Source organism: Gordonia sihwensis (genome assembly GCF_029632925.1).
Taxonomy (GTDB): Bacteria; Actinomycetota; Actinomycetes; order Mycobacteriales; family Mycobacteriaceae; genus Gordonia; species Gordonia sihwensis.
Genome location: NZ_CP121248.1, coordinates 1,203,921 through 1,218,974 on the forward strand (window position 1 = coordinate 1,203,921; position 15,054 = coordinate 1,218,974).

Annotated in this window: 7 protein-coding genes; 4 read left to right on the plus strand and 3 right to left on the minus strand. The window is 69.4% G+C overall.

The genetic code is table 11. The features are described from left to right. Window positions 1–71 precede the first annotated feature (71 nt). A complete protein-coding gene (locus tag P5P27_RS05720; RefSeq protein ID WP_006896434.1) occupies window positions 72–674 on the plus strand; it encodes a TetR/AcrR family transcriptional regulator in 603 nt (200 codons plus the stop codon). A gap of 96 nt (window positions 675–770) precedes the next feature. Here P5P27_RS05720 and P5P27_RS05725 read toward each other — a convergent pair whose 3' ends face one another. From P5P27_RS05725 to P5P27_RS05735, 3 genes are all read right to left on the minus strand, one after another. Continuing rightward, a complete protein-coding gene (locus P5P27_RS05725) occupies window positions 771–4,469 on the minus strand; it encodes a multifunctional oxoglutarate decarboxylase/oxoglutarate dehydrogenase thiamine pyrophosphate-binding subunit/dihydrolipoyllysine-residue succinyltransferase subunit (RefSeq protein ID WP_006896433.1) in 3,699 nt (1,232 codons plus the stop codon). Between the two features lie 229 nt (window positions 4,470–4,698). Then, window positions 4,699–8,517 (minus strand): ABC transporter ATP-binding protein, encoded by a 3,819-nt coding sequence (locus tag P5P27_RS05730; RefSeq protein ID WP_278126830.1) that lies wholly within the window; start codon window positions 8,515–8,517, stop codon window positions 4,699–4,701. Beyond that, window positions 8,514–9,311 (minus strand): hypothetical protein, encoded by a 798-nt coding sequence (locus tag P5P27_RS05735; RefSeq protein WP_006896431.1) that lies wholly within the window; start codon window positions 9,309–9,311, stop codon window positions 8,514–8,516. Before P5P27_RS05735 ends, P5P27_RS05730 begins: the two co-directional genes overlap by 4 nt. A gap of 314 nt (window positions 9,312–9,625) precedes the next feature. On the opposite strand from P5P27_RS05735, the gene P5P27_RS05740 reads away from it, so the two are divergent. The 3 genes from P5P27_RS05740 to P5P27_RS05750 all read left to right on the plus strand — a co-directional run bounded on the left by P5P27_RS05740 (window position 9,626) and on the right by P5P27_RS05750 (window position 15,038). Then, window positions 9,626–11,011 (plus strand): DHA2 family efflux MFS transporter permease subunit, encoded by a 1,386-nt coding sequence (locus P5P27_RS05740; RefSeq protein WP_278127413.1) that lies wholly within the window; start codon window positions 9,626–9,628, stop codon window positions 11,009–11,011. Between the two features lie 116 nt (window positions 11,012–11,127). Further along, window positions 11,128–12,417, plus strand: coding sequence for a metallophosphoesterase family protein (locus P5P27_RS05745; RefSeq protein ID WP_278126832.1), 1,290 nt, complete (start codon window positions 11,128–11,130; stop codon window positions 12,415–12,417). After that, window positions 12,414–15,038, plus strand: a complete 2,625-nt coding sequence (locus tag P5P27_RS05750; protein ID WP_278126833.1) for an AAA family ATPase — start codon at window positions 12,414–12,416, stop codon at window positions 15,036–15,038. Before P5P27_RS05745 ends, P5P27_RS05750 begins: the two co-directional genes overlap by 4 nt. Window positions 15,039–15,054: the final 16 nt, after the last annotated feature.

The following is a 15,054-nucleotide window of genomic DNA, read 5'->3' on the forward strand; positions in this document are numbered from 1 at the left end:
ACGATAAGCGCGTGTTGACCGCGAGTCAATAGGCAATTGAATTCAGGTCAATAAGCGCTTACGGTTGGTGCATGACCACCGCCAGAACCCGTTTGAGCCCCGCTGCACGCCGTCGTCAGCTCATCGATCTGGGCGTGCAGATGGCACGCGACCGTCCCCTGGAGTCGGTCACGATGGAAGCGGTCGCCGAAGCGGCGGGAGTGTCGAAGGCACTGATCTTCCACTACTTCGAGTCCAAGGCCGATTTCCATCTGAGCGTCATCACCGAGCAGGCGGAGGAGATGCTCGCCCGCACGGAGCCGCAGGCCGAGCTCGGCGATCCGATCGCGATGCTCCAGGCCTCGATGACCGCCTACGTCGACTACGTCGCCGACAACGGGCGCGGGTTCGTGGGCGTCATCCGCGGCGCGGCGAGTGCGGACGACGCGATCAGAGCGGTCGCCGACCGGACGCGCGCGGCGATGACCGAGCGGATTCTGACGCACGCGCCCGCCATCGGGATCGAACGGAGCCCGGCGATCGAACTGTCGGTGGCGGGCTGGATCGCCTTCGTGGAGGAGACGCTCGTCCGCTGGCTCGACGACCCGGTGATCACCCGGGAACAGCTCGTACAGATCTTCGTCGCCGCTCTGCCCACCCTCGCCGGGCTGGTCGGGAACGTGACTCAGACATGAGCCGGCGCCGGCGACGCCGGCCGCGGACACACGAGAGGGGCCGCCTCGCCGAAGCGGGGCGGCCCCTCTCGTGTGTCGTGTCAGAGTCGCATCAGATCAGCGGAAGGCCTGATCGATGATCTCCTGCTGCTCCACCGCGTGGACCTTGCTGGAGCCCGACGACGGTGCGGACATCGGCCGGCGCGAGATCCGGCGGAGGCCGCCGAGCAACTCGGGGAGCATCTCCGGCAGCCAGAGACCGAGGAACGGCCACGGACCCTGGTTCGCCGGCTCCTCCTGAACCCAGACGAAGTCCTTCGCGTTCGGGTACTGCTCCAGCGTGCGCGCGAGCCTGCGGTAGGGCACCGGGTACAGCTGCTCGACGCGGATGATCGCGACGTCGTCGCGACCGTCCTTCGCCTGCCGTGCGGCCAGCTCGTAGTAGAGCTTGCCGCTGACCAGCTGCACACGCTGCACCTTGTCGCGGTCGCCGCCCTGCTTGGCGAAACGGGGATCGTCGATCACGGAGAGGAACTTGCCCTCGGTGAAATCCTCCACCGGCGAGACGGCCGCCTTGTTGCGCAGCATCGACTTCGGGGTGAAGACCACCAGCGGCCGGCTGATGCCATCGTGCACGTGGCGCCGCAGCAGGTGGAAGTAACTCGCCGGAGTCGAGGGCAGCGCGACGGTCATCGAACCCTCGGCGCACAACTGCAGGAAGCGCTCGATGCGGCCCGAGGTGTGGTCGGGACCCTGGCCCTCGTGACCGTGCGGCAGCAGCAGCACGACGTCGCTGCGCTGACCCCACTTGGCCTCGCCGGAGCTGATGAACTCGTCGATGATCGACTGCGCACCGTTGACGAAGTCGCCGAACTGCGCCTCCCACAGGACGAGTGCGTCGGGGTCGGCGAGGGCGTAGCCGTACTCGAAGCCGAGCACGCCGTACTCGCTCAGCGGCGAGTCGTAGACCAGGAAGCGGCCGGTCGCGTCGGGCAGGTGGTTCAGCGGTGTGTACTCCGAGCCGTTCTCGCGGTCGATCAGCACCGAGTGACGCTGAGTGAACGTTCCGCGGCGGGAGTCCTGACCGGACAGCCGCACCGTGCGGCCTTCCTGAACCAGGGTGCCGAAGGCGAGGATCTCGGCGAACGACCAGTCGATGTCGCCCTTGACCGGCATCTCGTGGCGCCGCTTGATGACCGGCTTGACGCGCGGATGGGCGTTGAATCCCTCGGGCAGATTGCCGAAGGCGTCGCCGATCTCCGCGAGCTTCTCCTGCGGCACCGCGGTCACCAGCTTGGTGAGCAGCGTCTGCTCGCCCTCCACCGACGGCGACGCCTCGGGTGTGAACCGTTCGAGTTCCTTGACTTCGACGAAGACGCGCTCGAGTTGTCCCTGGTAATCGCGCAGTGCGTCCTCGGCCTCCTTGGTGGAGATGTCACCACGGCCGATCAGCGCTTCGGTGTAGCTCTTGCGGACGCTGCGGATGTTGTTGATGACGTCGTACATCGCCGGCTGGGTCATCGACGGATCGTCGCCCTCGTTGTGGCCCAGGCGGCGGTAGCAGACGAGGTCGATCACGACGTCGCGGTGGAACGCCTCGCGGTAGTCGACGGCGAGCTTGGCGGCCCAGACGCAGGCCTCCGGGTCGTCGCCGTTCACGTGGAAGACCGGTGCGCCGATCATCTTCGCGATGTCGGTGCAGTACTGCGTGGAGCGCGAGTGCTCGGGTGCGGTGGTGAAACCGACCTGGTTGTTCACCACGATGTGGACGGTGCCGCCGGTGCGGTAGCCGTTCAGCATCGACATGTTCAGCACCTCGGCGACGATGCCCTGACCGGCGAAGGCGGCGTCACCGTGGAGCATCAGCGGCAGCACGTCGAACTCGCGGTCCTCCGACATGCCGTCCTGCTTGGCGCGGACGATGCCCTCGAGGACCGGGTCGACGGCCTCCAGATGGCTGGGGTTGGCGGTGAGCGAGACCGTGATCTCGTTGTCGCCGAACATCTGGTAGTACTTGCCCTCGGCGCCGAGGTGGTACTTCACGTCGCCGGAGCCGTGCGCGTCAGCGGGCCCGAGATTGCCCTCGAACTCGGTGAAGATCTTCGAGTACGGCTTGCCGACGATGTTGGCCAGGACGTTCAGCCGGCCGCGGTGCGGCATGCCGATGACGACCTCTTCGAGCTGGTGTTCGGCGCTCTGATCGAGAACCGCGTCCATCATCGGGATGACGGCTTCGGCGCCCTCGAGCGAGAAGCGCTTCTGGCCGACGTACTTGGTCGCGAGGAAGGTCTCGAACGCCTCGGCGGCGTTCAGCTTGCTCAGGATGTACTTCTGCTCGGCGACCGACGGCTTGGCGTGCTTGATCTCCACCCGCTCCTGGAGCCAGCGCTGCTGCTCCGGGTCGAGGATGTGCGTGTACTCGACGCCGACGTGGCGGCAGTAGGCGTCGCGCAGGATCGACAGCACGTCGCGCAGCTTCATGTTCCGCTGTCCGTGGAAGCCGCCGACGTTGAAGGTGCGGTCCAGATCCCAGAGGGTCAGGCCGTAGGTCAGCACGTCGAGGTCCGGATGCGAGGCCTTGGCGGCCGCGTTCATCATCAGCGGGTCGGTGTCGGCCATCAGATGACCGCGGCTGCGGTACGCGGCGATGAGCTCGAGGACGCGCGTGTTCTTGTCGACGAGTCCGGCGGGGACGTCGCGACGCCAGCGGACGGGCTCGTACGGGATCTGCAGCGAGGTGAACAGCTCGTCCCAGAAGGAGTCGTCGAGCAGCAGCGTGTGGACCTTGCGGAGGAAGTCGCCCGATTCGGCGCCCTGAATGATCCGGTGGTCGTAGGTGGACGTCAGCGTCATCAGCTTGCCGACGCCCATCTCGGCGATCTGCTCATCGCTCGCGCCCTGGAACTCGGCCGGGTACTCCATGGCTCCGGCGCCGATGATGGCGCCCTGGCCCTGCATCAGCCGCGGCACCGAGTGGACGGTGCCGATGGTGCCGGGGTTGGTCAGCGAAATGGTGACGCCGGCGAAGTCCTCGGCGCCGAGCTTGCCGTCGCGGGCCCGGCGGACGATGTCCTCGTACGCCGCGACGAACTCGGAGAAGTTCTTGGTCTCGCAGCCCTTGATCGCGGCGACGACCAGCGTGCGGTTCCCGTTCTTTCCCGGCAGGTCGATCGCGAGACCGAGATTGGTATGGGCGGGCGTGACGACGTTCGGCTTACCGTCCACGACGGCGAAGTGGCGGTTCATGTTCGGGAACGCCTTGATCGCCTGGACGATCGCATAGCCGAGGATGTGCGTGAAGCTCACCTTGCCGCCGCGGGTGCGGGCGAGGTGGTTGTTGATCACGACGCGGTTGTCGATCATCAGCTTCGCGGGAACCGCGCGGACGCTGGTCGCGGTCGGGACCTCGAGCGAGGCCGACATGTTGCGCACGATGGTAGCGGCGGGGCCGCGGAGCACCTTATTCGTGTCGGTCCCGGCATCGGCGGCAGGCTTGGCGGCGGACGCCGCCAGGCTGGTGCCGGATGCGGCCTTGGTCGCGGCCGACTCCCGTGCCGGTGCGGGGGCGCGGGTGGGCGCCGGTGCGGCCTTGGTCGGTTCGGTGTCGAGCGTGACCGCCTGCTTCGGAGCCACCCGGGTCGCCTGGGCCGCACCGTTCGAGGACGGGGCGGTCGCCGTCGAACCCGGGCGATAGTTCTTGAGAAGCTCGTGCCAGCTCGGATCGACTGATTCGGGGTTGGTCTGGAATCGCTGGTACATCTCCTCGACCAGCCATTCGTTTTGTCCGAAGTCGGATTCGGAAATCGAACTGCTCACAGCGCTGTCTCGCCTCAATTCACCCAGGTGTTCTTCGATCGCGTGGCGGGTGAACCGCTGGTCTCGTGAACCGCGGCCGACCTGCCATCAATCGATGGTACGCGGACCGCTCGCGGCTCGGGCGCTGTGTGCCGCACAGACGGTGACACGCCGCGGTAAGTGGTCAATCTCACGTGCTGACCACCGTGTGACAGCGGGGATCGTCTCGGTCAGCGGAACGCCGAGCGGCTCAGCCGACGCTGGAGCGGTTGGCCGGGCGCGGCCCGGCAGCCGGCGCCTCGCAGTCGTCGGGGGAGACGCCGGCGTCCCACAGACGCCGGTACTCGCCGTGTGCCGCCAGCAGTCGGTGGTGCGTGCCCCTCTCCACGATCCGGCCGCCCTCGACCACCGCGATCACATCCGCTCGTGCGGCGGTGGCGAGGCGGTGCGCGACGATCACGCTCGTGCGGCGCCGGGAGAGTGCCTCGCCGGCCGCGAGCACCTGCGCCTCGGTGGCCTGATCGAGAGTCGCGGTGGCCTCGTCGAGCAGGATCAGATCCGGCTCCACCAGTTCGGCGCGGGCCAGCGCGATCAACTGGCGTTGCCCGGAGGAGAGTCCCCGCCCGCGTTCGGACACGCCGAACTCCATGCCTCCGGGGAGACCGGCGATCATCTGCGCCGCGCCCACTCGTCGCGCGGCTTCGGCGATCCTCTCGCGCGAGGCACCGGGCCTGCCGTAGGCGATGTTGTCGGCAACGGTCCCCGCGAACAGGTGGGGTTCCTGTGGGACCACGCCCAGGCGGCTGCGATAGCGGTGCAGATCGATGGTCCGCAGATCGATACCGTCCATCCGCACGCTGCCGGCCGTCGGGTCGTAGAAGCGCGCAAGCAGTTTGACGATGGTCGACTTGCCCGCGCCCGTGGTGCCGACCAGCGCCAGCGAGGTGCCCGCCGGGATGTGCATGTCGATCCCGCTCAACGCGTCGCGGTCGGCCCCGGCGTAACGGAAGTCCACGCGGTCGAGCCGAACGTCGCCGTCGAACGCGGGCGCCGCCAGTTCGGCGGGCGAGGCCTCCGAATCGGCCTGCGGTGCGTCCACCAGGGAACTCGGGGTCAGCAGCAGATCGCGGATGCGACGCAGACCGACCGCCGCCTGCTGATACGAATCGAAGACCGTCGTGAGCTGCTGCACGGGCCCGAACAACATCGCGAGGTAGAGCACGAACGCGATCAGGGTGCCCGAGGACATCGCGCCGGAGGCCACCTGATGGGCGCCGAACCCGAGGACGACGGCGGTGGCCGCGTCGGAGCAGAACGTGATGAAGGGGAAGTACACCGAGATGGCGCGCTGGGAGTCCATCCGCGCGTCGACCCACTCGTCGCTGCGCCGGCCGAACTCGGCCCGTGCCACCGGGATGTGCCGGTACACGCGTGTGGTCGCCAGACCCGCGATGTTCTCCTGGAAGTCCGCGTTCACCGCAGACACCAGTTCGCGGGTGCGGGTGTAGGCGCGCGAGCTGATCCGGCGGAACACGACGGTCGCGATCAGCAGGACTGGGAACACCGGAGCGATCACCAGACCGAGCTCCCAGTCGGTCGCGATCAGGGCACCGAAGACACCGACCAGGGTCAGCACCGCGACCACGGCCGACGACAGCCCGTTCTGGACGAATCCGGAGAGGGCATCGACGTCCGTGGTCATCCGCGTCATGATGCGGCCCGAGAGTTCGCGCTCGTAGTAGTCGAGGCCGAGTCGTTGCAGGTGGGCGTAGCTGCGGATGCGGAGGCCGTACAGGACGCGTTCTCCCGCGCGGGCCGCCGCCACCACGTTCACCGCCCCCGCGATCCAGGCGGCGGCGACGAGCGCGAAGCCGGTGAGCGCGGCGACCCCGATCACGTCGGCATCCGAACGCGAGGCGGCGTCCAGAACCGTGCGCGCCAGCGACGGGAAGGCCAGTCCGATCAGCGTGTCCGCAGCGATCGTCGCCAGCACGACGGCGAGCAGACCGGCCACCGGACGCAGAATCTGTTTGAGACTGAAGTCGGTGCGTTCGGCGCGGGCGGCCTCGACGTCCACCTTCGGATCGTCGTCGGCGGGCGGCAGTGCGGCCACCGCGGCACGGATCTCGTCGGTGGCGGGCATGGCGCCGAGCACTCCGGCCCGACCGCCGCCGCCGGGACCGATGCGCATCGGGGGCGCGGCCTCACGGCGGGCTTTCGGAGCCGGCGCGTCGACGCCGCCGGGCCACAGCTCCTCGATGCCGATGTCGTTCTGCGCGCGCACGCTCGCGGAGGCCGCCGCCCGCTGTTCCGCGGTGTCGGTCGGCGACATCAGCGCGCGGAAACGCGCACTGCGTTCGGTGAGTTCGGCGACCGTTCCGACGTCGCTGACCACGCCGTCGTCGAGGACCGCGACCCGATCGGCGATCGCCAGCGTGGAATCGCGGTGCGCCAACACCAGCATCGTGGTCCCGAGAGCGCGGAAATGAGCGAAGATCCGCGCCTCGGTCGCGGCATCGACCGCCGACGTCGCGTCGTCGAGGACCAGTACCCGGCTGCCCTGATACAGGGCTCGGGCGAGGGCGACTCGCTGTCTCTGTCCTCCGGACAGAGTGAGGCCTCGCTCGCCCACCTCAGTGGCGTATCCGTCCGGCAGTTCCGCGGCGAAGTCGGCGGCCGCCGCGCGTGCGGCGGCCCGGATGGAATCGTCGACCCCGTCCGGCGGCACCGGTTGCGGGCCGAGGCCGATGTTCGCGGCGATCGTCGTCGAATACAGGAACGGGTCGTCGAAGGCGAACGCCACTGCTCGGTACAGTTCGTCCGGCGCCAGCTCTGTGACGTCCAGACCGCTTCCCTCGGCGCCGATGAGCGCGACCGTCCCCGACTCGGCCCGATAGGCGCCGGTCACGAGTTCGGCGAGGGTCGACTTGCCGGATCCGGGCGCGCCGACCACGGCGACGCATTCCCCCGGCGCCACGCGCAGGTCGACGCCGCGGAGAACCCGGCGTCCGCCGAGCGTGAGTCCGACGCCGTCGAAGCTCAGGCCGAGCGGGCCGTCGGGAACGGTCGTCGTGTTCTCGAAGGCGCGATCGCGCGGGTGGTCGGCCACCTCGTACACGCGAGTCACCGCCGATGCGGCGAGCTGCGCGTTCACGACCAGGTTGGTGAGGATGCGCGCGAGGCCGGTCATGGTGGCGAGATAGGTGGAGAAGGCGAGGAACGTGCCCGCGGTGATGTCGCCGGCATAAACGAGGTATCCGCCGAGACCGATGACGGCGACCATCCCGAGTTGCGGAATCGATGCCATGGTCGGCGTGAAGCGCGCGCTCAGGTTTGCGGCGCGCAGTTTGAAGCGGTACAGCCGCTCGCCCAGGGCGGCGAGTTCGTCGGTGGCCCTGCGTTCCTGGCCGAAACCCTTCACCACACGCACGCCGGTCACCGTCTCCTCGACGTGGCCGGCCACCTCGGCTGAGGCCTGCTGCGCCGACCAGGTGGCGGCGAACAGCCGTTTGCGGCTGCGGTACACGATCACCGCGATGAGCGGGACGATGGCGATCGCGACCAGCGTCAGCAGCGGCGACAGCCAGGCCATCACACCCAGCGACAGCACCACCTGGACCGCGCCGCCGAGCGAGAGCGGTGCCATGGCCAGCAGTGACTGGACCACCTGGAGGTCGGAGATGGAGCGGGACACCACTTGGCCGGTGCGAATCGTGTCGCGCGCCGGTCCGTCGACGTGATGGAGGGTGTCCAGCAGCCGGCGGCGCAGACCGTCTTGGACCGTGACCGACATGCGACCGGCGGTCATCCGTCGGCCGAACTGACACGCGTAGCGCAGTGCCGCGGCCACCAGCAGGGCACCGATGAGGACGGGAAATCCCACACGGGCCGCCTGCTGACCGGTGGCCGAATCGATGGCGGCCTTGGTGATGAGTGGAGTGACCAGATCGACGGCAACGGCGCCGAGGGTGACGGCGACCAGCACCACGGCGAGGCGGCGGTGTCGTCCGCACTCGCCGACCAGGCGGCGAATCCAGCCCTGCGCGGCCGGCGCCGCGCGGCCGGTCAACCGGCCTCGATCGTGCGCTGGTGCGCGAGAACCTCCCCGTCGACGTCCCAGAAGCGGGGCGGGGGACCGAAGGCTTCGCGCGCATTGCGGACCACGAGCGACCCCAGCGCCCGGTTGCCGACGCCGCCGACCACCGCGCCGATGCCGCCCGGAATGAGCTTGCCCATCACGACGGGTGCCTTGCCGATCGTGAACTTCTTGATGAACCGGTTGCCGAGCGTCTTATTGAGCGTCGAGAGGTTGACCCCGGGCATCCCGGGCACGCCGAGCTTGGCGATCGCGTCACCGCCTCGCGCTCCGAGCGCTTTCCCGACGACAGACGTGCCCTCTTCGCCGAGCGCGACGGCGAGCACCAGCGTCTTGCGGCGTTCGGTGTCCGCAGGCGAGATGCCGTGGACTTCGGCGACCGCCAGGGCCAGCAGGGCGGACGCCTCGATGAACACGGCGCTCTCCGCGGTGATCGCGCCGAGGGCGGTGAGGGTGCCCACGCCGGGAATCGCCGCGGCCGCGCCGACCGCGCCTCCCGATGCGGTGACCGAGCGCAGGTAGTGCTTCTCCAGCCGTCGGATCACCTGCTCGGGACCCTCGTCGGGATGCTTGCGGCGCACGCGGCGCACGTACTTCGCCACCGCCGGTTGTTGAAGTCGCTGGGCCTTGTCGACGAGCACGGTCAAGATCGCCAGCGACGACTTGCCCGCGTTCTGGGCGGCCCGGCCGTCGACGTAGGTCACCGGAGCGGGCGCGCCACTGCGGCGGTTGTCGTCGCTGTGCGCGACGGATTTCGACTTGCGCATGTGTCGATCCTCCCTGTCGGCCGGGCTGTCGGCGCGGACGTGTACTCCGATTCCGCGCGAGGATTCCGCGCGACCGGTGCGCGACGCGATGGCCGGGCGACGACTCCACAATATGCGCGACCACTGACATCGGTGGTGCGCCGAGCGTCCGCCAGAGAGCCCGGCGGCGTCCGGAACAGGTCGGTGAGCGGTGTTAACCTGATGCCCTCGCTCGGCCTCGCGCCGATGTCCGGATCCGAAAGGACGCGCACGTGACCACAACCCTGCAGACTCCGGTGTTCAAATCGGTCACCGATCGGCCGTGGGCGGCGTTGATGGCGCTGTGCGTCGGCTTCTTCATGATCCTCGTCGACATGACGATCGTCGCGGTCGCCCAGCCGCAGATCATGGAGGCGCTCGACGCCGATGTGAACGGGATCGTCTGGGTGACCAGCGCCTATCTGCTCACCTACGCGGTGCCGCTGTTGGTCGCCGGCCGTCTCGGCGACAAGATCGGGCCGAAGCGGGTGTACCAGGCCGGCCTGTTCCTGTTCACCGCTGCGAGCGTGTGGTGCGGACTGTCGGGAAGCATCGGCGAACTCATCGCGGCCCGCAGCGTGCAGGGACTCGGCGCGGCGCTGATCACACCGCAGACCATGGCGCTCATCACCCGCATCTTCCCGCCCGAGCGGCGCGGTGCGGCGATGGGCGTCTGGGGCACGGTCGCCGGTGTCGCCACACTGGTCGGTCCGCTTCTCGGCGGCGTCCTCACCGACTCGCTGGGGTGGGAGTGGATCTTCTTCGTCAATCTCCCCGTCGGGCTGGTCGGACTGGTGCTCGCCCAGATGCTGGTGCCCAGGGTGGAGACCCACGACCACAAGTTCGACTGGGTCGGCGTCGCGCTGTCCGCGGTGGGTCTGACGGCGCTGGTCTTCGGCATCCAGGAGGGAGAGTCGTACCACTGGGCGGCATGGATCTGGGTGCTCATCGGCGCCGGAGTCGCGGTGATGGGGGTGTTCGTCTTCTGGGAGAGCCGCACGCGGGGGGAGCCGCTGGTGCCCCTGTCGCTGTTCCGCGACCGCAACTTCAGTGTGTCGAACGTGGGTATCGCCACGATGGGATTCGCCGTCTCCGGTTCGATGATCCCGATCATGTTCTTCCTCCAGCTGGTCGGCGGGATGTCGCCGCTGCGGTCGGCGATCGTCCTGGTGCCGATGGCCGTGCTGACCGGCATCTTCGCGCCGATCGTCGGGCGCGTGCTCGACCGGGTCCATCCGCGAAACGTGGTCGCGCTCGGACTGTGCGTCTATGCGGTGGCGTCCTTCTGGGCCGGAGCCGTGTTCCGGCCGGAGAGCCCGGTGTGGCTCCTGGTCGCGCCCACGCTCCTGATGGGTCTGGCGAGCGCCGGGATCTGGGCGCCGCTGGCGGCGACCGCGACGCGGAATCTGCCCTGGCATCAGGCGGGGGCGGGCGCCGGCGTGTACAACACCACGCGGGTCATCGGCTCGGTGATCGGTTCGGCGGGAATCGGTGCGCTGATGATGTCACGGCTCTCGGCGCACCTGCCGGGAGTCGACACCGCCGGCCACAGCGGCGAGGTTCATCAGCTGCCGGAGTTCTTGCGCGACGGATTCGCGAGAGCGATGGGCGAGTCGATCTATCTCGGCGCCGCCGTCCTGCTGGTGGGTGCCGTCGCCACGCTCTTCCTCGTACGGACCTGAGTCGGTTCGGCGGACTGAGCCGCGGCCGCGTCTGACCCGGATTGTCGGAGGTGCCTCGTACCATCGTCACGACGGGCCGACTCCGGTCCGACAGACGATCTGGAGGGAGCGGGAGCATGTCACGGCCGGCCTACGACGATTCGGTGCTCGACGGCGCGTCGTGCGTGACGGAACCGCTGTTCGACCTCGAACCGCTGGCATTGTTCTCCGTCCCCGCCGACGCTGCGGAATCGGCGCCCGAGCCCGCCGCGGCACGGAGCGTCACCTTCCTGCACACGGCCGACTGGCAACTCGGCATGACCCGGCACTTCCTGTCCGGGGACGCGCAGTCGACGTACAGTGCGGCCCGCGATGACGCAGTGGTGCGCATCGGCGATCTCGCACGCGCCACCGGAGCGGAGTTCGTCGTGGTCTGCGGAGACGTCTTCGACGACCCCCGGGTGTCGACCCGGATCATCCGCCGCACGCTCGCTGCGCTGGGTGAGTATCCGGTCCCGGTGTACCTGCTGCCCGGCAATCACGATCCGCTCGATGCCACCAGCGTGTACCGCTCGCGCGAGTTCGTCGCCGCCTGCCCGGACAACGTCATCGTCCTCGACGAGCCCGGGGTGGTGGCGGTGCGCGACGGTGTCGCATTGGTGGCGGCCCCGTGGACCACGAAACGGCCGTTGACCGACCTGGTGAGCGATCAACTGTCCCAGCTGACCGAGTCCGACGACATTCGGATCGTGGTCGGACACGGCGGGGTCGATTCGCTCAGTCCCAACGACGACCCGTCGATCGTCGGCAGCGCCGCCCTGGATGTCGCGGTGGCCGCGGAGCTCGTCGACTACGTCGCTCTGGGGGATCGTCATTCGCTCACTTCGGTCGGCGACTCGGGGCGCGTGTGGTACTCCGGTGCGCCGGAGGTGACCGCGTTCGATCATGTCGAGTCCGCGCCGGGGCACGTTCTGGAGGTGACCCTGAGCCGGGGCGGCGAGTCCTCGATCGAGGTGACCCCGCACCGCGTGGGGCAGTGGTCGTTTCGCACGATCCGCGAGCACATGAACGGTGCTGACGACATCGCGCGGCTGCGCGGACTGTTCTCCGAGATCCCGGACAAGTCGCGCACAGTGGTGCAATTGGCGTTGACCGGGACCATCAGCGTGACCGACGAAGTCGCACTGGCCGACCTGCTCGACGAGTTCGGCGACCGGTTCGCGGCGTTGAAGATCTGGGAGCGGCACCACGACTTGACCGTCGCGTCCGATCCTTCCGATGTCGCCCAGCTCGATCTCCAAGGCTATGCGGCGCTCGCCGCGGCCGAGCTGGCCGAGCGGGCGGCGTCGGATTCCGACGCCGCGGACGCCGCCGACGCGCGCGCGGCCCTCGCCCTGCTGTACCGGCTGGCGGGGGCGGGCCGATGAGACTGCACCGACTCCGAGTGGCGAACTTTCGCGGAGTGGCCGCCCGCGAGGTGGAGTTCGCCGACACGGGCGTCACCGTCATCGAGGGCGACAACGAGGCGGGCAAGTCGTCGATGATGGAGGCCTTCGACCTGTTGCTGACCGCTCAGGCGAGCAGCAAGGCGAGGAACGTCCGTGCCGTCCAGCCCGCGGGGCGCGACGTCGGTACCGAGGTTTGGGCCGATATCTCTTGCGGCTCTTGGCGTTTCGAGTACTTCAAACGTTTCAATCGGCAGCCGGAGACCACCTTGACGATCACGCGGCCGGTGCGTGAGCAACTCACCGGGCGCGAGGCGCACGAGCGTGTGGACCAGATTCTCGCGGAGGCGCTCGACAAGACGTTGTTCGGGGCGCTCCGGTTGCTGCAGTCGGCCGACCCGCGGTTGGGCGACCTCGCGAACAGTTCGGCGCTCTCGCAGGCGCTCGACCGTGCGGCGGGACAGTCCGAGTCGGACGGCGGCGAGACGCCGCAGACCCAGGAACTGGTCGCGGCGGTGGCCGCGGAGTACAAGAAGTACTTCACCCTCGCCCAAGGACGGCCGACCGGTGAACTCGCCGCGGCCGCCGATGCGGCCGATCGGGCAGCCGCCGCGGTCGCCGAGCGCGAGGAGATCCTGGCGCGGGTTCAGGACGCCGCTGATCGGCTTCCCCGCGTGGCCGAGACCATCCGGCAGTTGGTGGCGCAAGAGCAGTCGGGCAACGTCGAGGTCTCCACCGCCGCCGCGGCGCTGGCGGAGGCCGAAGCGGTGAGCGAGCAGGTCAAGGCGGCTCTGGCCACAGTCGAGAGCAGGAAGCTGTCGCACCGGGTCGCGGCCGACGCGCTGCGAAGCCGTCGGCGCGACCGGGAACGAGCCGCGGCGCTGCGCGAGTCCCTCGCGGAGAATCGCCGAGCCGTGAGTCAGGCGCGCGCGAAGGCCGAGGCCGCCGCCGGCGAGGCGGCCGAGCTGGCGTCGGCGCTCGCGGAATCGCAGAAGCGGCGAGACGACCTCGGCGCGGAACTCCGGGCGGCCGAGAGGGCGGCGGTGGTCGCATCGGATCGGGCCCGTCTGGCCCGCCTGGACAACTCACTCGACGAGGTCCGGCGGCTGCGATCGGAATTGGCGTCGGCGCGTGCCGAAGCCGCGGCCGTCCCGGTGAGCGAGGACGACGTCCGGCTCGCCGCCGCACTCGAGCGCGATCTCGCCGCCACCGCGGCTCGGCTCGACGCGGCCGCACCCACGGTCACGATCACTCGCCTGGGCGCGGACGAGGTCCTCCTCGACGGTGAGACGGCGGCGGACGGTGCGCAGGTCTCGGCGGCGCGGCCCACAGTCGTGGAGGTGCCGGGATCGGTGCGCGTCGAGGTCCGGCCGGGCGCCGATTCCGCCGAGCCGGCCGCAGAACTGGAGACGCTCCGCGAGCGGGCCGCAGAGCTTCGTCGCCGGTGCGGAGTAGCCGAACTGTCGCTCGTCGCATCGGCGGCCGCGCGACGAGCGGAGATCCTTCGGCGGATTCAGGACACCGAGCGTGCCCTGGCGCGTGAGCTCGGCGGAGCCGAGGCGGAGGACCTCGAACGGCAGCGCCTGGACCTGCTGTCTCGCCTCACTCAGCAGGCGGGAGCAGACGCAGGCAACGGGCACGAGGGAGAGCGCGCTCACGCCGACCTCGCCGAGCTCCGGCGGATCGAGCGTGACGCGTCCGATCTCGCCGCGGAAGCCGACCGAGCACGGCAGGCGCGGCTGGCAGCGGTGCGTGAGTACGAGTCGCGGGCATCGGCGCTGGAGGAGACCGGCGTCCGCATCGCCGAAGAGTCGGCCGCGCTGGAGTCCGAGCTCAGCGACTCCGCCGCCGCGGCGTCCGACGAAACGCTCGCGGAGCGGGTCCGTGAGCACGCGGCCGAGGTCGACGACGCGGAGGCGGATCTGGCTCGGCTGACGCAGCGCCTCGAGCAGCTGGATCTGAACGGTTTGCGCGAGAAGCTCGCGCAGGCCGAGGCCGCGCAGGACCGGCTGCGCAGGCAGGTGTCGGAGCAGAAGCGAATCCAGACCGAGCTGTCGACCAGACTCGAGGTGTGCCGAAGCGACGGACGTCTCGATGAACTGTCGGAGGCGGTCGCGGCGAACGACGCCGCGCAGGCGCACCTGCAACGCGTCCGAGAGCGCGCCGCAGGAGCGCGTGTGCTGCACGAGACGCTGCAGCGCAAGCGCAACGAGAGCCGCGCGCGGTACGTGGATCCATTCGCCGAGCGTCTGGAGGAGCTGGCTGCCCCGGTCTTCGGCTCCGGCGTGTCGTTCCACATCGACGACGACTTCGTCATCGCCACCCGCACCCTCGACGGCGTCACGGTCGACGTCGACTCGCTCTCGGGCGGTGCCAAGGAGCAGCTCGGTCTGCTCGCCCGGCTCGCCTGCGCCACTCTGGTCGACAAGGCCGACGGGGTGCCGTTGATCCTCGACGATGCGCTCGGCTACACCGATCCGACGCGCCTGGCCTCGATGGCCCATGTGCTCGGCACCGCGGGTGGCGATGCGCAGATCATCGTCCTGACCTGCACGCCCGACCGGTACCGGGAAGTGGCCGGAGCCAAGCTGATCGCCGTCTGACGCGCTGCGGTGACCC